Annotated in this window: 21 protein-coding genes and 2 pseudogenes; 7 read left to right on the forward strand and 16 right to left on the reverse strand. The window is 37.0% G+C overall.

Annotated features, from left to right (window positions below):
* Window positions 1–57 precede the first annotated feature (57 nt).
* Together H6G25_RS04770 and H6G25_RS04775 are read right to left on the reverse strand one after the other, a co-directional pair.
* A complete protein-coding gene (locus H6G25_RS04770; RefSeq protein ID WP_190391484.1) occupies window positions 58–525 on the reverse strand; it encodes an Hsp20/alpha crystallin family protein in 468 nt (155 codons plus the stop codon).
* A gap of 289 nt (window positions 526–814) precedes the next feature.
* Entirely contained in the window at window positions 815–1573 is a 759-nt protein-coding gene (locus tag H6G25_RS04775; protein ID WP_190391563.1) for a thioesterase, read from the reverse strand.
* A 184-nt stretch (window positions 1574–1757) separates the two neighbouring features.
* Here H6G25_RS04775 and H6G25_RS04780 point away from each other — a divergent pair.
* The 4 genes and pseudogenes from H6G25_RS04780 to H6G25_RS04795 all read left to right on the forward strand — a co-directional run.
* Window positions 1758–1898 (forward strand): annotated as a pseudogene (locus tag H6G25_RS04780) (hypothetical protein); the annotation flags it as partial.
* A gap of 393 nt (window positions 1899–2291) precedes the next feature.
* Window positions 2292–3617: an O-antigen ligase family protein gene (locus tag H6G25_RS04785; protein ID WP_190391486.1), complete on the forward strand. Its 1326-nt coding sequence runs from the start codon at window positions 2292–2294 to the stop codon at window positions 3615–3617.
* 117 nt (window positions 3618–3734) lie between these two features.
* Window positions 3735–4559: a 6-hydroxymethylpterin diphosphokinase MptE-like protein gene (locus H6G25_RS04790; RefSeq protein ID WP_190391487.1), complete on the forward strand. Its 825-nt coding sequence runs from the start codon at window positions 3735–3737 to the stop codon at window positions 4557–4559.
* 105 nt (window positions 4560–4664) lie between these two features.
* Complete coding sequence (locus H6G25_RS04795) at window positions 4665–5390, forward strand: hypothetical protein (RefSeq protein ID WP_190391488.1); 726 nt, start codon at window positions 4665–4667, stop codon at window positions 5388–5390.
* A gap of 323 nt (window positions 5391–5713) precedes the next feature.
* Here H6G25_RS04795 and H6G25_RS04800 read toward each other — a convergent pair.
* Window positions 5714–6133, reverse strand: a pseudogene (locus H6G25_RS04800) (IS1634 family transposase); the annotation flags it as partial.
* Between the two features lie 5 nt (window positions 6134–6138).
* On the opposite strand from H6G25_RS04800, the gene H6G25_RS04805 reads away from it, so the two are divergent.
* Both H6G25_RS04805 and H6G25_RS04810 read left to right on the forward strand, forming a co-directional pair.
* Window positions 6139–6654 (forward strand): GNAT family N-acetyltransferase, encoded by a 516-nt coding sequence (locus H6G25_RS04805; RefSeq protein ID WP_190391489.1) that lies wholly within the window; start codon window positions 6139–6141, stop codon window positions 6652–6654.
* A 550-nt stretch (window positions 6655–7204) separates the two neighbouring features.
* A complete protein-coding gene (locus H6G25_RS04810; protein ID WP_190391490.1) occupies window positions 7205–12199 on the forward strand; it encodes a bluetail domain-containing putative surface protein in 4995 nt (1664 codons plus the stop codon).
* Window positions 12200–12322: 123 nt separating this feature from the next.
* Here the strand turns inward: H6G25_RS04810 and H6G25_RS04815 are convergent, their stop codons facing one another.
* The 7 genes from H6G25_RS04815 to purM all read right to left on the reverse strand — a co-directional run bounded on the left by H6G25_RS04815 (window position 12323) and on the right by purM (window position 18569).
* Entirely contained in the window at window positions 12323–12724 is a 402-nt protein-coding gene (locus H6G25_RS04815) for a PIN domain-containing protein (RefSeq protein ID WP_190391491.1), read from the reverse strand.
* On the reverse strand, window positions 12721–12966 hold the full coding sequence (locus H6G25_RS04820) for a type II toxin-antitoxin system Phd/YefM family antitoxin (protein ID WP_137908329.1): 246 nt from the start codon (window positions 12964–12966) through the stop codon (window positions 12721–12723). The genes H6G25_RS04815 and H6G25_RS04820 overlap by 4 nt, the downstream gene beginning before the upstream one ends.
* Window positions 12967–13112: 146 nt before the next feature.
* Window positions 13113–13442 carry a ribulose bisphosphate carboxylase small subunit gene (locus H6G25_RS04825; RefSeq protein WP_028082366.1) on the reverse strand — a complete coding sequence of 110 codons (330 nt, stop codon included), beginning with the start codon at window positions 13440–13442 and terminating at the stop codon, window positions 13113–13115.
* 213 nt (window positions 13443–13655) lie between these two features.
* Window positions 13656–14063 carry a chaperonin family protein RbcX gene (locus H6G25_RS04830; protein WP_137908328.1) on the reverse strand — a complete coding sequence of 136 codons (408 nt, stop codon included), beginning with the start codon at window positions 14061–14063 and terminating at the stop codon, window positions 13656–13658.
* A gap of 70 nt (window positions 14064–14133) precedes the next feature.
* Window positions 14134–15564: a form I ribulose bisphosphate carboxylase large subunit gene (locus H6G25_RS04835; protein WP_028090545.1), complete on the reverse strand. Its 1431-nt coding sequence runs from the start codon at window positions 15562–15564 to the stop codon at window positions 14134–14136.
* Between the two features lie 861 nt (window positions 15565–16425).
* A complete protein-coding gene (locus H6G25_RS04840; RefSeq protein WP_190391492.1) occupies window positions 16426–17112 on the reverse strand; it encodes a PHP domain-containing protein in 687 nt (228 codons plus the stop codon).
* A 431-nt stretch (window positions 17113–17543) separates the two neighbouring features.
* Window positions 17544–18569 carry a phosphoribosylformylglycinamidine cyclo-ligase gene (purM, locus tag H6G25_RS04845; protein ID WP_190391493.1) on the reverse strand — a complete coding sequence of 342 codons (1026 nt, stop codon included), beginning with the start codon at window positions 18567–18569 and terminating at the stop codon, window positions 17544–17546.
* Between the two features lie 120 nt (window positions 18570–18689).
* On the opposite strand from purM, the gene H6G25_RS04850 reads away from it, so the two are divergent.
* Window positions 18690–20204 (forward strand): thymidylate synthase, encoded by a 1515-nt coding sequence (locus tag H6G25_RS04850; protein WP_190391494.1) that lies wholly within the window; start codon window positions 18690–18692, stop codon window positions 20202–20204.
* A gap of 73 nt (window positions 20205–20277) precedes the next feature.
* Here the strand turns inward: H6G25_RS04850 and H6G25_RS04855 are convergent, their stop codons facing one another.
* The 6 genes from H6G25_RS04855 to H6G25_RS04880 form a co-directional block, all read right to left on the reverse strand.
* Window positions 20278–20892 carry a hypothetical protein gene (locus H6G25_RS04855; protein ID WP_190391495.1) on the reverse strand — a complete coding sequence of 205 codons (615 nt, stop codon included), beginning with the start codon at window positions 20890–20892 and terminating at the stop codon, window positions 20278–20280.
* 210 nt (window positions 20893–21102) lie between these two features.
* Window positions 21103–21807 (reverse strand): hypothetical protein, encoded by a 705-nt coding sequence (locus tag H6G25_RS04860; protein ID WP_190391496.1) that lies wholly within the window; start codon window positions 21805–21807, stop codon window positions 21103–21105.
* Window positions 21808–21837: 30 nt separating this feature from the next.
* Window positions 21838–22389 (reverse strand): dCTP deaminase, encoded by a 552-nt coding sequence (gene dcd, locus H6G25_RS04865; protein ID WP_199319665.1) that lies wholly within the window; start codon window positions 22387–22389, stop codon window positions 21838–21840.
* Window positions 22390–22612: 223 nt separating this feature from the next.
* On the reverse strand, window positions 22613–23305 hold the full coding sequence (locus tag H6G25_RS04870) for a DevA family ABC transporter ATP-binding protein (protein ID WP_190391498.1): 693 nt from the start codon (window positions 23303–23305) through the stop codon (window positions 22613–22615).
* Window positions 23306–23341: 36 nt separating this feature from the next.
* Window positions 23342–24511, reverse strand: coding sequence for an ABC transporter permease DevC (gene devC, locus H6G25_RS04875; RefSeq protein WP_190391499.1), 1170 nt, complete (start codon window positions 24509–24511; stop codon window positions 23342–23344).
* A gap of 41 nt (window positions 24512–24552) precedes the next feature.
* A complete protein-coding gene (locus tag H6G25_RS04880) occupies window positions 24553–25860 on the reverse strand; it encodes an ABC exporter membrane fusion protein (protein ID WP_190391500.1) in 1308 nt (435 codons plus the stop codon).
* Window positions 25861–25880: the final 20 nt, after the last annotated feature.

The following is a 25880-nucleotide window of genomic DNA, read 5'->3' on the forward strand; positions in this document are numbered from 1 at the left end:
GGATGAAAGGATTCTATAATCCTTTCACCCTTCCTAATTTAACTTACCTTGAGGCAATTAACCAAGACGAACCTTTACAGCCTTTTGTCGTTCTGATTCGGCCTTAGGAATGGTAAGACGGAGAATACCATCCTTGTATTCCGCTCCCACTCTTTCATTGTCTACGACAGCAGGTAAAGCGATTACCCGTTTGAACTTGCCATAACGAAATTCTGAGCGAGTCATACCGCCCTCTTCCGTTGTAGTTTCTGACTTACGCTCACCGCTAATAGAAACCGATTCAGGAGTGACCTCAACATTAAGATCCTTCGGGTCAACACCTGGTATTTCTATTTTCAACCTCAAATCGCCATCAGTTTCGGCAATCTCAGCCGCAGGAATGAAAGTCAATCCTGTCCTTTCACCACCGTCTGTTGGCAATAATTGTTCAAACAAGCGATTCATTTGCCGCTGGAGAGCGCCCATTTCAGGGAATGGGTCCCAGCGTTCCATTTCTCGTAACGGATCCCAACGTACAAGTGTCATAGCTATCTCCTTAAAACTCACTATTTGACTTCTTGACTTGGCGAGACTGAATTTTAAGCTCTTGACTTGGTAAACAATAATATGACTGGCAAAACTTCTAACCTTTAACTTCCAAAAAGCCTAAGCTTTAGCCTCCCAACTAAATAGTAACACTGGAAAATAAATTGATTACAGTTCGGTTTTATAGATATTGTTATCGTAATTACCGTACTATTTAAATAGTAACTCTAAATTCGGAATCTAAAAGATAAATATAGGAATTTCCGCTATTTTTTTGGACAAAAATATCTTAGATATGCGACTGTAAACATTGAATCACACTATTAAGTAAAGTGGTTTTAGCTGTATTGATAAAAAAGTGATCACCGTCCATCATTTGTAATGAAAAATCAGCAGTAGTTTGTTCTTGCCATGCTGCCAGGGAATTATAACTAACTTCTCGGTCTTGTAAACCGCCAAAGGTATCAATAGGACAATCTAAAGCTGGTTGAGGATCGTAAATATAGGATTCTATCAGGGCAAAATCAGCGCGAATAACAGGCATAAAAAGCTGCATGAGTTCGGCATTTTCTAGCACTTCCTTGGGAGTCCCATTTAAGCGATATATTTCCGCTAAAAAATCCGCATCTGATAATTGAGAAATCGGCGGTTTTTCCGATGGTAATTGGGGAGCGGGACGGGCAGCAACAAAAAGATGTAAAGGTTGAAAATTATATTCAGAACGTAGTAACCTGATTAACTCAAAACTAATTAATGCACCCATACTGTAACCGAAAAAAGCATAAGGTTTATCTAGATAGGGGATGATATTGGTGGCTATTTCTCGCACTAAAGGTTGAATTTCTGTGTATGGAGGTGATTTGATTTGTCTTCCTCTACCGGGAATTTCTATAGGACATAATTCAATATTTTTCGGTAAATCATCAGTCCAGGTACGAAAAACCGTCGCACTACCACCAGCATAGGGGAGGCAAAATAGGCGTAATTTTGCCTCGATATTGGGTTTAGGGCAAGTTATCCAGGAGGTAAATGTGGTTTTAGTGGTAATCATGGGGTTTATGTGGGGCAATGGTGGTAGTTTATTATGATTTGATCTAAAAGTTACCTGTTTTGATTATGAAAATTAAATTATGAAAATTAAATAATGAACCACAGAGGACACAGAGGACAGGGAGGTTAGGAGGGAATGAGAGTTTAAAAGATTTTCTGCTCAATTATTAGCTGATGGTACTGATTTGGAAGTAGAATTTAGCAATAGTAATGGACAAACTTATGAATCAGTTGGGTTGCTTCCAGCGCAAATTATGGTGTTATATTTTGGTTCAGTATCCACCAATTTAGTGCCGGAAATGGTTACAGCTATAGCAATTTAGAGCTAAAACTCCTTCTAGTCACGCTTCCTAGCCACAAACAAATTGTAAAATAATAACAAAAATATTTGGATAGAATATACATTGACAAATTTTGTTAGATAAGGCTATATTGGTGGTGGTTTTATACCACATTCCGCAAGCCTCGTGTCACAATCGGTTTTTTGGGATTTTTATCCATGTTTGATCTTGTATAGCGAAGATAGCGAATTGAAGATGCTTTTAGTTAAGTTAATTGTTGATCCATTTCCCGATCATGAGCGTGGGGCTGATAAATTTTTTTTCAACAATTCTCTGAAATCCTCTTGACAAAAGACTTACAGCCTTAAATTGTCACCAGTGAGCTACGGCTATATTTAAAATAATTTAATTATTAATGTGATTTAGGGAACTTTTATGAATATTTTTTTGTTAGTTTTTATCTTTTTATATCCAACTTTAACAACAGCTTATGTTTTTTTTCCTTGGATAACCAGATCTGCTATTTTAATTCAAATAATTTTAACTGTCTGGATAATTTATCGTTTCCTAACAACTCTAAAATATAAATCAAGGAAGATATATTTTTCTCAGCTTTCTAAAAAAATATATCTTTTGATAATTGTTTTTTTACTACTAAATATAGTATCTCTTATCAGGGGTTATTTTAGTAATTTTATCAATGCAAATGCCTTAGTTTTTTATGTTACAATGTTAACATTTTTCTATTTTGTTGGATTACTGGCTTCAGTAGGTAGTGAAAATGAAGTAGTCAGAAAAGACACTACATTTTCAGTTCTTTGTTTGGGAATTGCTTTCTACATGATTCTCAATTTATTTATATTGTATATTCTTCAGATACAATCGCCCTTTGTGGTAGAAAACCGTCTGGGGCAAAATCAGCTTGGAGAAGGTGTAATTGGCGCATTGTTAGGCTTAGAATTAAAGCGCACAATTTTTCCCCTTTCTGCATCTTATGGTATTACACATCTTGCCTCAATAGTTGGTATAGTTGTAGTTGAATCTTCTATTAGGATTATATATCGTAGAAATACCCCTAACCTTTCTTTTTTCAATACACTGTCTAACTATATTTCTGCTATTCTTTGTTTCTTTGCGTTGTTAATTCTCGATACAAGAGCAGCGCTGATTTCAGTGATACTAGTATTAGCTTTTTTCTTCGTAATCAACTTAAAAAAATCACATTTTAAACTTAATATAAGTTATACACCCTTGATATTTATTGCTAATTATTCATTCTCTTTTATTTTTCATTTTGTCAGTGATTTTTTGCAACCTCTTCTTCAAGAATATGGTATGAATCGTAGTAGTAGTACTTCTTCTTTTACAGAGAGAGAGATAATATGGGATTCTGTATTAACATTTTTTTCGGCTTTTGATCCAGAACATATAATTGGTTATAGAATGTGGGGACAATACAAGAGCGGACTTAATGCAGCCTATGAAAGCTCGGTGTTTAGTAACTATTTTAATCAACGAGTTAGGTTTTTTTCTTTACATTCTACTATTTTTCAGCAAATGATTGATATTGGCTATTTAGGTTTGTTTATCTATTTAAGTTTAACTCTTCTCTCTGTAATATCTCTAGTCAACTTAATTAAGATTAGTCGAGATAAACTTGATGTTAATCATACATATGCAATACCAAATTTAGCTTGTATTTTATACTTAGCGATTGTTGGAAACTTTGACGCAGTCGTAACTCAAGGTAGCTATATTTGATATTTGAGAATTATCGCAACCTACTCTTTATAAACAAGGTTTAAGATTTTCCTTCAATTGAAATTCAATTTTCAGAAAAAAATTCCTCTATTCTATTAATTTACATCATTTACGACAATGGTAATTACTAAAAATCCACTCTTAAATTCGCGGCAGACCATAAATCCTTATTACAATGCCGGTTCTCTCTTGAAGAGAAGATTGCTTTGGGATTTAAATCCAGAGTCTTGGATATCCCGCCGCAAACTTATAAAACTGAAAGATCAATATCAAGGTAGAAAAGCGGTTATTATATGCAATGGACCAAGCTTGCTTAAGAGTGACTTGTCTTGTTTGGTCTCGAACGGAATTTTCACTTTCGGTCTTAATAAGATCAACTTACTTTTTGATAAATCGGACTTCCGACCCTCATGTATTATTGCTGTTAATTCTTTTGTTGTTGAACAAAATAGTATGTTTTACAACACAACAGATACTCCATTATTCCTTGACAGCTGTGCACTAAACTTTGTTAAGCCCAAAGAGAATGTAGTCTTTTTACATTCCTTCGGAAGTCGAGAACTTAGTTTTGCTAGAGATTGTTCCCTCAGTGTTTCCCAGGGAGGAACTGTAACCTTTGTCGCCATGCAACTAGCTTTTCATTTTGGCTTTCAAGAAGTTGCGCTCATTGGCTGTGATCATAATTTTGCTACGAAGGGTACAGCTCATGCAACCGCTATTGCGGAGGATAAGGATGTCAATCATTTTGACCAAAATTATTTTGCCGGTGGAGTTAAATGGAATCTTCCTGATTTACCCATGAGCGAGGCTGCTTACAGTTTGGCATACGAAGTGTATAATGCATTTGGGCGTAAATTACTAAATGCGACAGAAGGCGGTTCATTAAATTTGCTTCCAAGAGTTGATTTAAAAGAATTTGTTTCTCATGCAAATGGTTTTTGAAGCCATACACCGTAATCTAATATGTTACTTTATTTCAAGGGAAATGGATTAATGCTGAGTATTAAATCTTTCTTTCGGCACTGTTATTACTCCGCTGATAAATATATGTATATTAATAGTGATCAGCCGGGTCGTGTAAAGAATCTCTTAAAGTGTTTAAAGCCAGAACCATTATTAATTGTCTGCAATGGTCCAAGCTTAAATAATACTCCTCTTGAGAGGTTTAATTTTTTACAATCAATTGGACTAAATAAAATCCACTTAATTTTTGACAAAACCACCTGGCGTCCCGACTTAGTTCTCTGCACGAATCCCTTTGTTGTTGAAAATTGGCAAGACACCTTTATTTCATCAGGAATTCCTACTGGTCTGGTCTGGAAAACGCGTCACAAAGTTAGACAAGAAAATAGAAACAAGTTTACTTACTTTCTTCACCGACTCTTGGGACATTTCGGAGATGATATCTCCTCTGGCTTAGATGCTGGCGCAACAGTAACCTACGCTGCTCTCCAATTTGCTTATCATGCTGGTGCAGATCCTGTAATTATTGTAGGATTGGATCACAAATTTGAAACTCAAGGAAAACCTCACAAACTAATTACTAGTAAAAGTGCCGATAGTAACCACTTTGATCCTGCATATTTTGGACCTGGAATCAAATGGCAGTTGCCGGACCTTAAAGCATCTGAACTAGCCTTTCAAATTGCACGGGAAACTTTTGAGAAGGATAATAGAAATATTTACGATGCTACTATCAATGGTAATCTAAAAGTATTTGACAAACTATCTATAGATGAGGCTGTAGACCTATGCAGAAGATATAAAAAATGATGAAAATTTCATCATTAACCTTAACTAGTTTCCTAAGTAAGTTGGCGTTAAACAATCAACATATGTAACGAAATGTAAATTCAACAAATACCTTATAAACAGGTTATTTCAGGGTTTTTACAAAAGAATATATATTGATTTTATAGTGCCAACTTACGTATAAGGGATGTCTGCTGTTTTGCGGTTGTGAACAGTTAGGATTGACACAGTAACTCATTGACTACTGTAGGATATATTTTAGAGACTCATAAATTATAACTGTTCTCTTTGAATTTTTAAACTAGTGATAAAAAACCAGACTATGTCAGAAGAAATTCTAGATTTTAAAACCAAGATAATAAATAATATTTTTGACAAGAATCAGGTAGGAATTGTAATATCCTATAATGTTCATCCGTTAAGTTAAGAATCCTCTTAAGAATCCTCTGAAATCCTTGTGTAATTAAAATATAACTCCCCTGAAAACATTGAAATATCCACCTTAATGTGGGAGGTTCTGTGGGTTTATTCATTTGATTTTTAACGGTAGACTTTTGGGTCTTTAATGAGATTCTTATTTGTCTTTGTCCTAGATTATAAACTAAAAGACACAATGCCATTAACATCATCATTGTCTCTACTCTTTCTGGATTTTTCAAAAATAGACTATTGGCAAAAAACAATGGGTCTTTGATAAATCTAAATCCTCTCTCTGTTGATTGCTGTTGTTTATATATTCTCAATATTTCCGTAGGTTCTAATTCTCGCTATGAATGATTCATCAATTACCATTACTCAGTTATTAGATACAGATTTGGAAACACTCAGAAAAATCAGTCGAGAAATTTGGTTTACTTATTATCCTACAATTATCAGCAATGAACAAATCGAGTATATGCTAGATAAAATGTATGGAATAGGAGTAATTGAAAATGAAATTTATAATCAAGGGATATTTTATGATCAGGTATTACATAATTCCCAATTAGTCGGTTATTTATCTTATGGGTCAGAAATGATGGATAATATCAGTTATTTAAAATTACATAAATGTTATTTATTACCGTCATTACATGGTTTTGGATATGGTCAAAAGATGTTATTTCATATTTACCAAAAAGCGCAAGCAATGAAATTGAAAAAAATAATTCTTAATGTCAATAAAAAGAATGAAAAAGGGATTAAAGCTTATTCTCGATTTGGTTTTAGAATTATTGATAGTCAGGTAATAGATTTTGGCAATGGTTTTGTGTTGGATGATTATATCATGGGTTATGAGTTTTAAAAAATAAGAAACTAATTCTTATTAATAACTTAATTAATTTAATTATGTAGTAGTTTATTGAGTAGGGTGTGTTAGCGACAGCGTAACGCACCTAATTCCCATATTATAGCTTATAACTATACAGTAATAAGCTGATACATATTTATCATAAATTGTACTACTTGTAAATATAATCATTATAGCACCATATCCTTTTGTGTCCAGTGTTTGAATTATTTAGTCACAGCAGTTTCTTTTCATTAATTTTCATTAAAAGTTAAACAGAAAATAATCATTACTTAGACAGGATTTGATATATTTGGATTTATACTAGGATCAGTAAAAATTTTGTTTGAGGTAATTACGCTGAAATGTCGTAACTGGTGACTCTAGTGAGTTAAGAGCGATCGCCTGTAGGCTGTTTGTTTGATCAAAATTACATTTAAAAGTGATGTGTTATGCTTCCCTTACTCATTCTAGGAAGAAGCTACTACACTCAGAATATTACATAACAGTCGTTTTTTTATATACGCAACATTTCTGCGTGCTAACTAAACCAGGAGTAATTAAAATGAGTCAGCAAAATCTAGTTTTCACTAATCCCAATGAAATTACCATTCCTAATGGTGGAGCAGCAACAACCTACCCCTCAAGTATCAACGTCTCCGGGTTAAATGGCACAATTACGAGTTTGAAAGTAACCCTAAGCAATATTACTCATACTTATCCCGATGACCTTGATGTTCTACTGATAGGTCCTACAGGTGCCAAGGTCTTGTTAATGTCAGACGCAGGTTGGTCTTGGGACTTAAACAATGTCACCTTAACCTTTGACCCCAATGCCAGAGATTTTCTGCCGGATCAAAGTCAGATCAGCAGTGGTAGTTATCGAGCCACAGACTATGAAACAGGTGACAGATTTAATAATTCTCCTGCTCCCAGTGGTAACTATGGAATAGATTTTTCCGTATTTAACAACACCATCCCCAATGGTGCATGGAATATATATGTAGTGGACGATACAGGGGTAGATATTGGTAACATCGCGGGCGGATGGTCAATAGCTATTGATACTACCGAGGTAACGACAAAACCAATAGTCACATTAGCTACTTCTACGAAAAAAGTAGCAGAACATAGTGGAGCGAATATTCTCTACACCTTCACCCGAATAGGCAATATCACCAGTGCGTTAACCGTCAATTACACCGTATCAGGTTCAGCTATATTCAACACAGACTATAGTCAGACTGGTGCCACATCCCATACTGCCACTACCGGAACAGTTTCCTTTGCGGCTGGAGCGGATACAGTTACCCTAACAATTTCTCCTCTTGAGGACAACATTCAAGAAAATGACGAGACTATCATCTTAACCCTGGCAACAGCGACAGATTATATCATTGGCACGACCACAGAATTGACTGGAACGATTACCAACGGGAATGATCAGTTGGAAGCAACAGGCAGTAATCTAGTCAGCAACAAGATATATGACGGTGGGGGTGGCACTGACACCCTGATTGTGAATTATAGCAGTGCAACCTTTAGTGGATTAGGTACAAATGGATTGGGAGTGTCCAATGGATATTGGTCAAATAGTGCCTTTCATGATTATAGAGGAAGTCGTCAATTTTCGTCCCAGCCGTGGTCTGCAAATATCCCACTATTGTCCTTTAGCAATATAGAAACATTTGAGATTACCGGGACAGCTTATGCAGACTACCTCAGAGGTTACAGTGGAGATGACAAGCTCATCGGGGGTGAGGGGAATGATGATATCGCGGGAGGAGATGGCAATGACCTGATCAAAGGAGGAGATGGCAACGACACCCTGAAGGGGGAAGGTGGAAATGACGAAATTGAGGGTGGTAATGGCAATGATACCATTGATGATGCCAAAGCTGGAGACAGCATTGACGGGGGAGAAGGCAACGACACCCTACAAAGCCTAGACCTGAGCAGTTTAGGTGTAAATTTAGTGCTGGATTTAAGAGCTACAGAACAGGTAAGTGGGGATAATAATACCCGTATTAACAATTTTGAGAATATTTCCTCTGTCACCCTAGGCAGTGGTCATGACACCATGATTGCCACTGGTAATTTATTGGTTAGCAATGGCAGCATTAACGCTGGGGGTGGCACTGACAAACTGATTGTGAATTATAGCAGTGCAACCTTTAGTGGATTAGGTACAAATGGATTAGGAGTGTCCAATGGATATTGGTCAACTATTGCCTTTCATGATTATAGAGGAAGTCGTCAATTTTCGTCCCAGCCGTGGTCTGCAAATATCCCACTATTGTCCTTTAGCAATATAGAAACATTTGAGATTACCGGGACAGCTTACGCAGACTACCTCAGAGGCTACAGTGGGGATGACAAGCTCATCGGGGGTGAGGGGAATGATGATATCGCGGGAGGAGGTGGAAATGACGAAATTGAGGGTGGTGATGGCAATGATACCATTGATGGTGGCACAGGTCGTCATGTTATCCGTGGAGGAACAGGGGATGACACAGTAGTCAGTGCTAAAGCTGGAGACAGCATTGACGGGGGAGAAGGAACAGATACCCTACAAAGCCTAGACCTGAGCAGTTTAGATGTAGATTTAGTTCTGAATTTAAGAGTTACAGAACAGGTAAGTGGGGATAATAATACCCGCATTAACAATTTTGAGAATATTTCCTCAGTGACTTTAGGCAGTGGTTATGACACCACTATTGCCACTGGTAATTTACTGGTCAGCAATGGCAGGATTAACGCTGGGGGTGGCACTGACAAACTGATTGTGAATTATAGCAGTGCAACCTTTAGCGGATTAGGTACAAATGGATTGGGAGTGTCCAATGGATATTGGTCAACTATTGCCTTTCATGATTATAGAGGAAGTCGTCAATTTTCGTCCCAGCCGTGGTCTGCAAATATCCCACTATTGTCCTTTAGCAATATAGAAACATTTGAGATTACCGGGACAGCTTATGCAGACTACCTCAGAGGCTACAGTGGAGATGACAAGCTCATCGGGGGTGAGGGGAATGATGATATCGCGGGAGGAGATGGCAATGACCTGATCAAAGGAGGAGATGGCAACGACACCCTGAAAGGGGAAGGTGGAAATGACGAAATTGAGGGTGGTAATGGCAATGATATCATTGATGGTGGCACAGGTCGTCATGTTATCCGTGGAGGAACAGGGAATGACACAGTAGTCAGTGCTAAAGCTGGAGACAGCATTGACGGGGGAGAAGGAACAGATACGCTACAAAGCCTAGACCTGAGCAGTTTAGATGTAGATTTAGTTCTGAATTTAAGAGTTACAGAACAGGTAAGTGGGGATAATAATACCCGCATTAACAATTTTGAGAATATTTCCTCTGTGACTTTAGGCAGTGGTTATGACACCACTATTGCCACTGGTAATTTATTGGTCAGCAATGGCAGCATTAACGCTGGGGGTGGCACTGATAAACTAGTTGTGGATTATAGCAGTGCAACCTTTAGTGGATTAGGTACAAATGGATTGGGAGTGTCCAATGGATATTGGTCAACTATTGCCTTTCATGATTATAGAGGAAGTCGTCAATTTTCGTCCCAGCCGTGGTCTGCAAATATCCCACTATTGTCCTTTAGCAATATAGAAACATTTGAGATTACCGGGACAGCTTATGCAGACTACCTCAGAGGCTACGGTGGAGATGACAAGCTCATCGGGGGTGAGGGGAATGATGATATCGCGGGTGGAGATGGAAGTGATACTATCATACCAGTAAATACCAATGTCGCCAAACCAGGGTTAGGGACTGTAGATACAGTCACTGGGGGAACAGGAGAGGACACTTTTATTCTGGGCGATGTCACATGGATTGGTTATGATGACTATAATCGTACCACTGCTGGTACAAGTGACTACCTGATCATCAAAGACTTTAATCCCCTGGAAGATATCATTCAGCTTTTGGGTTCCAGTAGTGATTATACGACCACAGTTTCAGGTAATAACATTAACCTCTACATCAATAAACCTGATAGCGAACCTGATGAACTGATTGCTGTTTTAGAAAATACCCAGGGTTTAATCAACTCATTGCAATTTAACCTCACTGGTAGCTATTTCAATTATATCGCCAGTAATGCTGTCCTAAACATCACTGGTACATCTAGCATACAAACGGAGGGCAACTCAGATCAGAAGCCATTTGTGTTTACTGTCACTCGGTCAGGAGACACTAGTGGTACAAGCACAGTAGATTGGTTTATTACCCCGTCTGGTAATAACCCCGTTAACTCCACCGATTTTTTTGGTGGAGCAATGCCACCAGGAGAAAGCCTCACCTTTTTACCAGGAGAAACCAGCAAGGAAATAAGAGTGCGGGTCAGAGGAGACAGCACCATTGAATCCAACGAAACCTTTACGGTTTATTTGTCTACTCCCTCCCGAGCTACTATCGGTACTCGCAGTGCCACAGGCATCATTTTAAATGATGATGGTAGTCAACCGATTCTCCCAGTGTTCGGCACTTCTGGTAATGATACTCTCAGTGGTACTATAAATGTTGATTGTCTTATAGGTTTAGCGGGCAACGACACCTATACTGTGAATAATGCGGGTGATGTGGTAGTAGAAAACCCCAGTGAGGGAACTGATTTAGTTAACGCATCTATTTCCTACACCCTGACCGATAACTTTGAAAATCTTACCCTTACGGGAAGTGCTAACCTCAATGGTACAGGCAATAACCTCAACAATAGCCTCACTGGCAACACAGGCAATAATATCCTCACAGGAAATGCTGGTAACGATACTCTTAACGGTGGCGCTGGCATTGATACCTTAATTGGTGGTTTAGGTGATGATATTTATGTCGTAGATAGCACTACTGATACCCTTACTGAAAACTCAGGAGAAGGAACAGATATCATTCAATCTTCTGTTACCTTTGATTTAACGGTTTTCCCCAACATCGAAAATCTGACCTTAACAGGAACAGCTGTTATTAATGGTACTGGGAATGCAGGTGACAATTCATTAACAGGTAATATTGGCAATAATACCCTCACAGGAAATGCTGGTAACGATCTTCTTAACGGTGGTACTGGTAACGATCTTCTTAACGGTGGTGCTGGTGCAGACACCCTCACAGGTGGAACAGGAAGCGATATCTTGGTTTTCCAATTTGGACAATCCCCAGTATCAGGAGCAGACCGAATTACCGACTTTGCCATTGGCACTGATAAAATTGACCTGTTGACTTCCCTGGGTGTAGCTATGAATGCTCCCACTGCTTTCACTCGCGCTGCTAATAGTACAGACACTACCTTAACAAATGTGGTCAATAGTGTATTTACTGATGCTGATGGAGCGTTAACTGGTAATCAGGCTTTAGGTGTAAATAGTGCAGCTTTAGTCAGTGTCACCACTTCTGGTATTGCCGGAACTTATTTAGTTATTAATGATGGTGTGGCTGGCTTCCAATCTAGTAATGACCTATTGGTGAATATCACAGGATACAGTGGTACATTACCAGCTTTGGGTACTATTGCTGTTAGTAGCTTCTTTATCTAAGTGCCTAAGCTATCCTTTTGTAATTGATTTTCACCCAAATACAGCAGTTTCCTAAGATATTATGAGCGATCGCCTCCGGTGGACGGAATGCGATCGCTATCAAAAGTTATCCAGTTATTAAATTCAGGTTTCACTAGATGCCCAGATTAAGGAGACTTCATATTGATTAAATGTTGAATCTGGACTTACAAGCGTCATTTCTTCTACTTGAGCTTGTGCAATCAGCATTCTGTCAAAAGGATCACGATGATGTAAAGGTAGTGCAGCTACCCGCAAAGCATGAGAAGTAGTAATCTCTAAAGATCTAGCTCCTAGTTGGTTCATGCGAGTGGAAATATAATCTTCTATTTGTTCCGGTAGTGGCAACTTACCGATGGAAACCTTAATTCCTATCTCCCAAACACTAGCAACTGAGAACCATACTTCATTGGTTTCATCCGCAATTTGCTCAATTACCTTCTGATTCAACTTTTCTGGTTGAGAAAACCACCATAACCAGCATTGAGTATCTAATAAAAGCCTCACTCTGCACCGCCTTCAAATGCAACTAAAATATCTTCGGGTAGAGGAGCATTAAAATCATCTGGAACAATAAATTTTCCTCGATCTTGACCTAAGCTAGAACGACGATCTAACGATGTCCGAAATGGAACTAGTTTAGCAACTGGAACGCCTCGGTTGGAAATAATAATTTCCTCTCCAAGCTCCACACGGGAAAGTAGTCGAGAAAGGTTTGTCTTAGCCTGATGAATATTTACAGTTGCCATGATTTTAATGGACTAGGTTTGTGAACTAAGTCTAGTCTAGCTATGGCGATTCTGCAAGGATATTCTGTACTAAAAACTAAAAAAAAGAGATAGAAAACTCTATCTCTCACAGGGTGTAAATAAGCTTAATTAAACCAAATCAGATTTTAGTATCTGCTGGGTTTGTGAACAATGAAGCTAAGAACTTGACACTGCTTAATGTTGTCAAAACCAACAACACGGATGTAGCAGTTGCTATACTGAGAACGGCAACCTTGAACTTCGCTCAATACTTCTTGAGTAGATTTAGCGCCGAACAAAGGTAACTTCCACATTGTCCAGTAAAGTTCTGTAGGTTCAGAAGTTTCGTTAAATTCAATTGCGGGGATGTAGCCTTGGTTCAAAATATATTGAACTTGCTTGGCAATTTGCGCGTCAGACAGAGGGGGAAGGTAAGAAAGGGTTTCGTAACGACGCTCTTTAGGTAAAGTTTGCATAGTTTTTGATAAGTGGGGGAGATTTTTTATTACTTGGTTGACTGATTGAGAATTTTAGATTTTAGATTTTAGATTTTAGATTCAAAAAATTGGCACAAGTCCCCATCCTTGAGGATGGAAAAATTGTAACTCCCAAATCTAAAATTTTTGAGCTTCTAAACTTGAGGGTGAGGTCAATCCAAAATCCAAAATCGTAAATCCAAAATCCAGTGACTAATTAGATAAATTATCTAAATCAGAATCAGATATTGTTTGTCTTTCAGTTTCGAGGCTGGGACTTGATAAATTTAATTGCGTAATACGTTCGAGATGCTGGCGACGCTGTTCCATATTGGCCTGCTGAATACCAGTTATCACCATTTCTGGTAAAAACTCTGTCACTTCCGCCGCTATGTGTTCCCTGACAGTCATAATCCGCAAGGCTAAATCTGACTTTTCTAGAAACAGTTCCTCAATATAAGCCTCTCCATCCTGGATTTTGCCGGCGGAAAAGTTTTGCAACCAATGTGCTAAAGGTGGATTTGTTTCGCCTAGCTGCGCCAATACAGTCCTTAATGCCTGATAAGTCAGGTAACTTTGGAGAGTTTTGGCTGTTTCTTTCGCAATTTGCTTTAAATCCATGCTTGACCCAGCCCTTTAGATTGTTAGATTTTGGATTGTTTATGAATCCAAAATCCCAAATCTTAAATGATCAGACGGTATCCATTGCTTCAAACTCGAACTTAATTTCTTTCCACAGTTCGCAAGCAACAGCCAACTCAGGAGACCACTTAGCAGCTTCGCGGATAATGTCGTTACCTTCACGAGCCATGTTACGTCCTTCGTTACGAGCTTGGATACAAGCTTCTAGAGCTACGCGGTTAGCTGTAGCACCGGGAGCGTTACCCCAGGGGTGTCCAAGAGTACCACCACCGAATTGTAGTACGGAGTCATCACCGAAGATCTCAACCAACGCGGGCATGTGCCATACGTGGATACCACCGGAAGCAACGGCCATTACACCAGGTAGAGAAGCCCAATCTTGGGTAAAGTAAATACCGCGAGACTTGTCTTGCTCAACGTAGTTTTCACGTAATAGGTCAACGAAGCCCATGGTGATACCGCGTTCACCTTCTAATTTACCAACAACTGTACCGGTGTGGATGTGATCACCACCAGACAAGCGGAGAGCTTTAGCTAATACGCGGAAGTGGATACCGTGGTTTTTCTGACGGTCAATTACAGCGTGCATAGCACGGTGAATGTGCAACAGAATACCGTTATCACGACACCAACGAGCCAAGGTGGTGTTAGCGGTGAAACCTGCGGTTAGGTAGTCGTGCATGATGATGGGCTGTTTGAGTTCTTTAGCGTACTCAGCCCGTTTCAACATTTCTTCGCAGGTAGGAGCGGTAACGTTCAGGTAGTGACCTTTGATTTCGCCGGTTTCTGCTTGGGCTTTGTTGATAGCTTCAGCTACGAACAAGAAGCGATCGCGCCATCTTTGGAATGGTGCTGAGTTGATGTTTTCGTCGTCTTTGGTGAAGTCCAAACCACCACGTAAACATTCGTATACAGCACGTCCGTAGTTCTTCGCGGAAAGACCTAATTTGGGCTTAATTGTACAACCCAACAGAGGACGACCATATTTGTTCAATTTGTCGCGCTCAACTTGAATACCGTGAGGAGGTCCTTGGAAGGTCTTGATGTAAGCTACTGGAAAACGAATGTCTTCCAAACGTAAAGCCCGCAAAGCTTTAAAACCAAATACGTTACCGACAATAGATGTCAATACGTTGGTGATAGAACCTTCTTCAAACAAGTCTAAAGGATAAGCAACGTAACAGATGTATTGGTTATCTTCACCGGGAACTGGTTCGATATCATAACAACGACCTTTGTAGCGATCTAGGTCGGTGAGTAAGTCTGTCCAAACTGTTGTCCAAGTACCAGTGGAAGACTCAGCAGCTACAGCCGCACCAGCTTCTTCGGGGGGAACTCCAGGTTGGGGAGTCATCCGAAATGCTGCTAGTAAATCTGTATCTTTGGGTGTGTAATCCGGTGTGTAATAAGTTAGTCTGTAATCTTTAACCCCAGCTTGATACCCAGACTTAGCCTGAGTCTTAGTTTGCGCGTAAGACATATTTTTCTTCCAAGAAGTCTTTCTTTATTACTATCAAATCACGTTATGTGCAACTTCTTCTCATTCTTACTCTTTATTCATTCTTAATAAGATCATAAGTTTTGCTTATATTTTGGGGCGATTAGTTTCTATGGTGGCAGTGCGGCTGCACGAATTAAGCTATGGTTAGAATTACCATAACTTATTTTTTACCATGATCCAGACGTACTCTTTTGACGCTGTTGTTTTTCGTCCCAGCAATACAAAATCTTTTCATCTTGAGGAAAGCATATCCCACTCAACCGATTTGATTAAGATTAACTGGCCTTTATTGGTCTTCTGCGGAACTTTACCGGAAAACTACATTCCAGATATTAACCTGGTTTGCTGCAATTCTCTTTTTTCCTGATCTATCTACCTCAAGGGGGTAAAGATTGGTCATGAAGCATTTTCTCGGAAGACCGATTTAGTCATGGGATGAGCAAGGGAGAAAAAACTGCACATCACTGAATTTGTAGCTTACCCCACAATGGATCAAAATTCAATAAGTTATTTCTGAAGTTTTGTTAACTAATATATTTAATTTTCCTATTATAGAAAGATTTAACATTTTGTTGAGTCTACTGATAAAATTTTTACCATGGCTCAGAGGGAAAATGCGGACTCTTCAGACGATTGTATAAAATAAAGCTCAAATCTACTTTGAGCTTTTGGGAGTTCTTTTAGGTACTAATTTGCCTTCTAACTCTCACCAACTGGGAGTGTAAACACTGACACTTTTTAGCTTTGCCGCCTCTGATCTAGTTAATTTACTCATATCTGAAGTATAGCATACTTATTGAGTAGATATGAGGAGATTTAGATAGATATTTTAATACATATTTACAACCTTTGCAGTAAATTTACACCATGTGTATCAGTACCACAGGTGTTAAATAAATTGAATTTCTCCGCTAACTGTTGTACTTCCTCTGTTTCCACAATACTTGGTTTCCAGGGTTTAGGATTACTGTAAGCGTAGAAAGTCTCCACACCATCAATTCCGTTATCTACAGCCGCAGGAATTAGATCAAAATGCGATCGCTTATACCGGGCTGGGTGAGCAAGTACGGCTAATCCCCCCGCTTCTTGAATGGCTGTAATCACGTTATTTGCTTGATAAGCCTTACCCACCACAGGTATTTTTTGTAAATAAGGTTTCATGCTGGGGTGTTCTGACTCAAAAGCATAAGCCAAAATGTGGACATCAGTATCTAGTAAATTGGCGCTAATTTCCGCACCACTCCACAGGTATGGAGTATGTGTATCTGGATGACTGCATTTCCAATTTTCTAACCAAGCTTGGGCTACTTTGTAACCATCAATACTATGATGATCAGTGATTGCTAGACCTTTTAAGCCAATTGCGATCGCTTGACTCATCAATTCACTCGGTTCTAGTCTACCATCGGAGTGAACCGTGTGCATATGAAAATTAAATAATTGGGGACAACTTTGAGCATCAATATGTTGGAATACTTGCTTTAGTAGTTCCTTGGAAACAGTAGTCCGGGCAAAATTTGCAACCATAACCCCTCTACACAAAAATTACATTTTTCTCAAAACACCAACAGGTCATACTTAATAAGTGAGATATAACGAATACCGCTAAATGGTAATTACAGGTACTTCTTTAACTACACCAATGGATTTTTGCAATATGTCAATACTATCTTAGCAAATATTAACGCTGATAAATATGAGTATTTTTGATTACTTCCATCAGGAAATCTAAAGTTTGTATATATTTTGTATATATATTGATAATGATAACTTGTCATCCTGCTACAGATGAAAAAGGAATTAACCACAGTTGTTTTCAAAGTATAAAAAGATTATAGATCCCTACTACACAAACAAAGTCAATCTATGTGGAATAAGGAAAAATTCAGGTTTTGAAACCCATGAAGATGGGTTTTGTGTATATAGTCCAATATAGGTAATAAGTTAGACTTTTTACTTTACAATAAAGCGACTAATTGACCTGTTCCAGTTATAACTTCGCCAATTACATAAGCGGGAATATCCTGAGACTGAAAATGAGTAATTATTTGTTCTACTTGTTGGGGTGGAACTAATAATACAAAACCAATACCCATGTTAAATGTATTATACATAGCTTCAGTGCCAACAGAACCAGCAGCAGCTAACCAACGAAAGACGGGAGGAATAGTCCAGCTATCGGGTATCATTTTAATCGCTTGATCCTTGCTTAAACATCTAGGTAAATTTTCTGGTAAACCTCCACCAGTAATGTGAGCCATACCATGAATTTCTAAACCTGATTGCAAAGCGGCTAAAACAGATTTAACATAAATGCGTGTGGGCGTGAGGAAAGTCTCACCAATAGATTTTCCATGTAGTATATCTGGTGTATCAGTCCATGCAAACCCGCCATCACTAACAATTTTACGGACTAAACTCAACCCATTACTATGGACACCTGTACTAGCTAAACCTATAGCTACATCTCCTATTTGCACCTGAGAACCGTCTAACATTCGGCTTTTTTCGACAATTCCCACACAAAAACCCGCCAAGTCATATTCACCAACTTGGTAAAAACCGGGCATTTCCGCCGTTTCTCCCCCTAATAAGGCTGAACCGGCTAATTTACAACCTGTAGCTATTCCTGCGACTACCTGAGTTAATTGTTCTTTGTCTAATTTACCCGTAGCTACATAATCAAGAAAGAACAAGGGTTCTGCACCTGATGTCAACACATCATTAACGCACATCGCCACCAAATCTATACCCACAGTATCATGACGGTTGAGAATTTGAGCTATTTTCAATTTTGTGCCGACACCATCTGTTCCCGAAACTAAAACAGGTTCTTTGTAACCTGTGGGGAGTTGAAAGCAGCCACCAAAGCCACCCAGTCCCCCCAAAACCTCTTTTCTAAAGGTGCTGTGAACCAAATTACGAATTTGGTCTACAAAGGCTCTACCTGCTTCAACATCAACGCCTGCATCCCGATAATCCATGCTTAATTATACCATTATCAATTTATTACTTAGGTTATGATTATCACACAATTTATTAATCTAGATCAATTATTGTATCCTAAATAATCAATCATTAGTAATAAAAATCTGGTAAGTCAAGTGAGCAAGCAAATTACTCAATTTTATTATACAGCCCAACATAAACCCAATCAATTAATTTACGGAAGTGGGCAAACTGCGGTAATTACGGGATGGACTGTAAAAGAAACTGTGTATAAACATTTAAAAGAAACTGAATATGCTGTCATTGGACAATTATACTCACCAACAAGGGGTATAAATTTATTAATTCGTAATTTATTGTTAAATCCTCATGTTAGATACTTAGTTATTCTAAATGCTACCAAAGAAGATAAAAACGCAGGTGCTTGTCAATGTTTAGGTGATTTTTTCCGTTATGGTGTAGAAGCAAGTATTAGTGATACCGGGCGAAAATCTTGGGTAATTCGTTCTTTAATTCCGGGTTATATTGATATTGATATTGATATCAATGCTTTAGAAAAATTACGCCATTCTGTAGAAATTCAAGACGCAATATCAATTTCTGATGCTGTTGAAAAAATCAAATTTTATGGAAATAAAAAAATAGTTACATCCTGGGGAATACCATTACAATTTCCCATGAATGTAGTTGAATCAAATGTTTTTCCAGGAACACGCTATGGACATAGAATTGAGGGAAAAACCATTGCTGAAACTTGGGTAAAAATCATCCACAGAATTAAAACAACGGGGACAATTAGACCGACTGGTTATGATGGAAAATGGCAAGAATTGATAGATTTAATGGCAGTTGTCACCGAAGAACCTGATGATTTTTATTTTCCTGAACCTAATTATTTACCAATAGATAGAAGTTTTTTAGAAGAATATATTTCGCAAATATTAGATGATGCAATTAATCAAGAGGGGGTAAAATACACCTATGGACAACGGTTGCGTTCTTGGTTTGGGAGAGATCAAATTGAACAGGTAATTGAAAAATTAGCTCATGATATTAATTCTGCAAGGGCTGTAATGTCTTTATGGGATGCTAGTCAAGATCATAACGATAATCCACCTTGTTTAAATCATATTTGGGTGAGAATAGTGGATAATGAACTATCTTTAACTGCGACTTTTCGTAGTAATGATATGTTTTCAGCTTGGCCAGCAAATGCGATGGGATTAAGAGCTTTACAAAAGTATATTTATGATGCTTTAATTAATAAAACCGATCATATATTAAAAATGGGGGCATTAATTACCATTAGTCAAAGTGCCCATATTTATGATGATTGTTTTGAAAATGTCGCCAACGTAATTTCATCTCAATATAGTAAAATTGCTCAAAGAAAAGACTATTTTGATCCTGCGGGTAGTTTTATTATTACTATCCAGGATAATCAAATTATTGTCGAACATACAACTCCTGGATCTGGAGAAGTAGTTAATTGTTATTCTGGTAAATCTGCACATAAACTTTCCCAGCAAATATTTACAGATTGTCCTGGTTTACAAGTATCTCATGCAATGTATTTAGGTGTAGAATTGCAAAAAGCCGAAATGGCTTTATTAATGAAAGAACAGTTGATTTATGAACAGGATAAACCACTGAAAAAAATACAATTTTAAACCCATAAAATGTATTTTTATTCCTCTCCGCGCCTCTGCGTGAAAAATTAAATTAGGATTAACAATAACTTTACTAATTGCTAACTATAGCCACTAAAATTCTAACTAATTCAGTTAATTCTTCAGGAACTCGATATAATTTTATATCTTCAATTATTTCTTTTTGCTGACATTTATAAATAGCAAATCGCCAATCTTCACCAGTAGTTACTGCTCCATAAAGTATTGGTTTTTGTGAATTTATCCATTGGTCAAGAGCAATTAATTCAATAGCTAATTGTGTAAATCCTCTACTCAAATCAGCTTGTTTAGCTTCAATAACTAATAAACCCTCACCTTTATTAATGTAATAGTCTAAACTACCTTTTAATTGGTCGCTAACGCTAATAGGATATTCAATATTCAATTGAGTTTCTGTGATTTCACAAACTTCTAAAAGAATCGGCGCTATAATTGCTTGTTTGCGAGCATCTTCACTTAGTAATTTAACTCGTTGTAAGTTACGTTCAATTACTCGTTGCAATTCCTTAATATAGCGAGGTGTGGATTCTGTCGTTGGTAATTTCAGCCTTTCACGTTGATAAACACAACCAAGTTCTGCCAAAATATCTTCTGGAGAAAATGGTAATTCAAAGTATTTACTAAAAGTGTAACTTTGACCAGGCTGAATAATTCGGGAGCGACTCATAATATCCGTTCCAACAACGTAACAGTGCGGGTGCGAAATGTGGCTTAAAAAAGAATCTAACTAAATTTTTAACTCTTAAACTGAGTAACAATTTCCTTTCTTTTGCTACGTGTGTTTTGATAGGTATTAGTCAATTGCGACAATAATTGACTAATGTTTCTTTTTGTCACTTCTTGATGATCTAAAACGGCTTCAGTCATCATATTCTAATTATCTTCTACCTATCAATCTCGAAGCTATAACTGAGGCCAATCTTTCTATTGCTATACCTGCTGTTACTGTAACTCCAAAACCGGGGGAATTACCAAAATAGGAATAGCCCATAGTAACTGCTATTCCTATTATCAAGATAGATACTAGGCCTAGCTGAAAATCTTTTACTAAAGATGCTCTATTTGTCTGAGAAAGTAATTTAAAAAAATTTGCCCTGCTTGAACTTGGTTTGTATGCAGGAGAAGCTGGTGATTCATTATTAAAAAATACTATAGTACAAAATTTCTCCTTATATTTTAGTGTAATAACATCTTTTGAAAAATTTTGTACTGGTATTAATAGTTCACCTTCTCCCCAGCCTGGATCAACTTTTGTAGATATATTGGATAGTCCACGTGAAACTTGTGATACTCTTGATAATATCAAAGCTGAAATTGAAGCATCTTTTGGCATTTTCAGCTTTTCGTACGTACTAATTAAAGCTATATCTCCAGGCTTGATTTCAATTGACTTTCCTTCATCTAACGTATCAAGGTTTGGCTTGCCAATTAGTCTTTTGTAAAATCCACCTACCCTTAAATCATAGCCCATAGGTGTAATACAATCATCTAAACCATCCTCGATTAATAGTGGTTTTTCATGCCACTGGTTTTCATCATAACATAAAATTCTTCTCAAATCGGTATTTGTAAGCACTGACATTTGTTAATCCCCCTATTCTCTACATTAAATTTAAACCTTAGGTAGAGTTACAACAGATAATTGGTCTTGATATTTACCCTGACGTGCTTCGTAATTCACAGCACAGGGTTCACCTTCCAAAAACATCAACTGCACTATTCCCTCATTAGCATAAATACGACAGTCAGCACTTGAAGCATTAGATAATTCTAAAGTCAAATAACCGCGCCAAGCAGCTTCAGCAGGAGTTACATTGGCAATTATACCACAACGAGCATAAGTGCTTTTACCTATGCAAATTACTGTTATGTTATCCGGGATTTGTAGCCTTTCAAGTGCAACCCCAAGTCCATAGGAATGTGCTGGAAGGATAAAGTAGCTACCATTAGGATCTTGATGAAGTTTTGTTGATTCCAAGTTTTCAGGATTAAAATGTTTAGGATCTACAACGGTTCCGGGAATATGTCTAAAAATACGAAAATCTTCTGCCGATAGTCGAATATCGTAGCCAAAGCTACTAAGTCCAAATGAAATTACGGGTAGTTTTTCAAAATGACGAATTAAACTAGACTCAAAAGGCGAAATCATGCCTTTTTGAGCCATTTTGGTAATCCAGATGTCGTTTTTAATCACGGGTTGATTTTTTTTGTTGAAGCCAAGTTATTAGGATATCTTAATACTAGACCTAGTGTATCAGTGCATAAATTTTCTATTTTAGTATATTTTAGTCGTTGCATAATAGCAGTATGAATTATGTTTCCCACAAAAGCTGAAAGTTTGAGATTTTGATCGTGTGGTGTAACCATATTTTCTTGATTGTACACTCCTATTCAGCAAAATTTGTGGTAGTATCAAGTCTTCCATCTTCCATGTGAATAACACGATCAGCTATATCTAAAATTCGATCATCATGGGTAACAAGTAAAATAGTACAATGTTGCTCTTTGGCTAAAATTTGCATTAAATTAACTACATCTCTACCTGTTTTTTTATCTAATGCTGCTGTAGGTTCATCTGCTAAAACTATGCTAGGATGACTGACTAAAGCACGAGCGATCGCTACTCTTTGTTTTTGTCCTCCAGATAAATTATCAGGATAATAGTTTATTCTTTCACCTAAACCAACTTCTTTTAATATAGCTTCTGATTTAGCGATCGCTTGTTTTTTGCTAATATTTTCATGAAGTTCTATGGACATTTGTACATTTTCTCTTGCTGTTAAAAAAGGTAATAAATTATGTGCCTGAAAAATATAACCAATATGACGACGTATTTGTACTAATTGCTCTTCACTTGCTCCATATAATTCTTGATTTAATTCTTGTAAACTACCATTTTGTACTGAGCGTAAAGCACCAATTAAGGAAAGTAAAGTTGTTTTTCCTGAACCAGAAGGACCTGTCAAAATTACAATTTCTCCTGGTTTAATTTCTAAATTAATATCAAATAATACCTGTTTTGTTAATTCTTTTTCACCATAAAAATGGTTTAAATCCTCAATTTTTATACTTGGGTTCATAACTAGTTAAAACTCCTCAAAACTGTTAAAAAACTATTAAAAAATATCAGCAGGATCGGCAGATTTTAATTTAGCAACGGCAGTTGCACCAGAAATAAAACACATTAACATTGTTGCGATGAAGACAAAGATTCCTCTTTCCCAAGTCATAACTATAGGTAAAAGAGTAGCTGCTTTTGTAAAATGGTATTGAATTATGGCAATGAGAAAGCCGGGAATATAGCCTAAAATAGCAATTAAAACAGCTTGTTGTAATACCATTGATAGGAGGTATTTATTACGATAACCAATGGCTTTTAATGTAGCATATTGGGGTAAATGTTCAGAAACATTAGAATAAAGAATTTGATAAACAACGACAATTCCCACAATAATTCCTAATGCAACTCCTAAGTTAAAAATAAAGCCAATTGCTGTGCTAGTTTGCCAGTAATTTTTTTCAAAGTTAATAAATTCTTGTTTACTTAAAATTTTCACATCTTTGGGTAAATACTGTTTAATTTTTTTACCAAAATATTCTAAATTTGCATCAGGTTTTAATTTAATAAAACCAATATCTATTATCCCTTTTTTACGGTTAGAAAAAATCCTTTGAAAATTCAAATGACTGGTGATTAAATTACCATCTGAACCAAAAGATGTACCTAATTGAAATAAACCAGCTACTGTGATTTTCCGATTATTTCCACTAGCTGTTATTTCAGTATTTACTGTTTTTTGTTTTTTAAATTCATCAACAACTGGACCAAATTCACTTCTTGAACCTTGATCAAATAATACTTTATCTGGTATTTTTAATTTATCTATATTTTCATGAACACCTGGTAAATCGAAAATTTGATGTCTAATATCAAAACCAATGATAAAAATATTACGCCAATTATTTCTGGTTTGAGGATTTTTCCATTGGCCAAAACCCAAATAAATTGGGTTAACAAAATCTACTTCTGGAAAAGCTAAAGTTTGAGTTAAACGACGTTCAGGAAAACTTTCCATAGCAATTAAAGCGGTACTACGAGGACTAATTAAAAAATAATCTCCATTTAATCCTTGATGTAAATGAACAGCACTATCAAATAAAGCATCACGAATACCTAACTGCATAAAAACAATAACTACTGCGAAAATTACGCCAGAAAGGGCGACAATTAGTCTAATTTTTTGATATCTTAGTTGTAGCCAAGCCGTTGGTAGTTTGTTAAACATGATTGATTTTATGAGTGATGATTGAGATATTAAACAAGATATTAATTATCAGTTTTTCCAGGATTAATAATGACATTAACTTGTAAATTAGTCAACCGAGAAACTTTGATACTGTCTTGGGGATTTAATTTAATTTTTACTTCCACAACTCTAGCATCTGCGTCTGCTACTGGATCTGTGCTTAATACATTTTTGCTACTAATTTCTAAGCCAATTTCATCCACAATCCCCGTTAATCCTTCAACAATACCATCAGCTTTTATGGTGGCAATTTGCCCTAATTTCACTTTATTAATATCGGTTTCATATATTTCAGTTGTGACATACATTTGTTGAGTATTACCAATCGCAACAATGCCTTTATTACTAATAAGTTCACCTGGCCAAGTGTGAATTTTAATAATTTGCCCATTTTGAGGGGAACGAACATAGGATAAATCTAAATTAGCTTGAGCAGTTTTGACGGCTTTTTGTGCAGCTTCTAATTGTGTATTTGCTAAAATTACATCTGTAGGTCTTACTTCTGATACTGCGGCTAAAGTTGCTTGATCCTGACTGATTTGACGACTAACTGTGTTAATAGTACGATTAAGATTTGCGGTAGCTTGATTAATTTGTTCCTGTTTAGTGGTAATAACTTGATTTAAAGTTGATTTTGCTTCTTTTAGTTGATTTTCTTTGATTTCTTTTTGCAGACAAATGTTATCTTTTTGAGAAGTGGAAACAGCACCATCTGTATATAAATTTTCATAGCGACTACATTCTGTTTGAGCATTTTTTAATTCAGATTCAATTCTCTGAATGACAGCTTTTTGAGTATTTTTTTGCCCTTCTAAATCGTATTTTAAACTAGCAATGGTGGCTTTTTGGGTGGCAATTTGTCCTTGTAATTCGGCTTGAGTTGCTTGAAATTTGGATTTTTGAGCAGTAATTTCACCTTGTTTTGCACCAGCTTTTATTTGTTGTAAACGGGCATTGGCAACTTTAACATTTGTTTTAGCTTCTTCTAAAATTGCAGTGAGGCGATCGCTATTATCAAGAATTGCAATGATTTGTCCAGCGTTTATTTGTTGTCCACGGTTAACTAAAAGTTTTTTAACTCTTGCACCTTCCATAAAAGCGGGGGCTGATAGTTGAATGACTTCTCCCTGGGGTTCTAAATATCCTAAAGCTGCTATTGCTTGAGGAAGATTCTGATTTTGTGAAGAAGTTGGTAAAGATGTCTTAGTCGGTAACTGTTTTTTAACTATAGAGTAGGCGATCGCCGTTACAAACCCTAAACTAACTATAGCCATAATTAAGGTAGTTGTACCGCTCTTTTTGAAAGAATTGAATAGTTGTAAATTCATATTTTCTCACGTTTTTAATT

The sequence above is a fragment of the Dolichospermum sp. FACHB-1091 genome, from assembly GCF_014697585.1.
In the GTDB taxonomy this organism is placed as follows: Bacteria; Cyanobacteriota; Cyanobacteriia; order Cyanobacteriales; family Nostocaceae; genus Dolichospermum.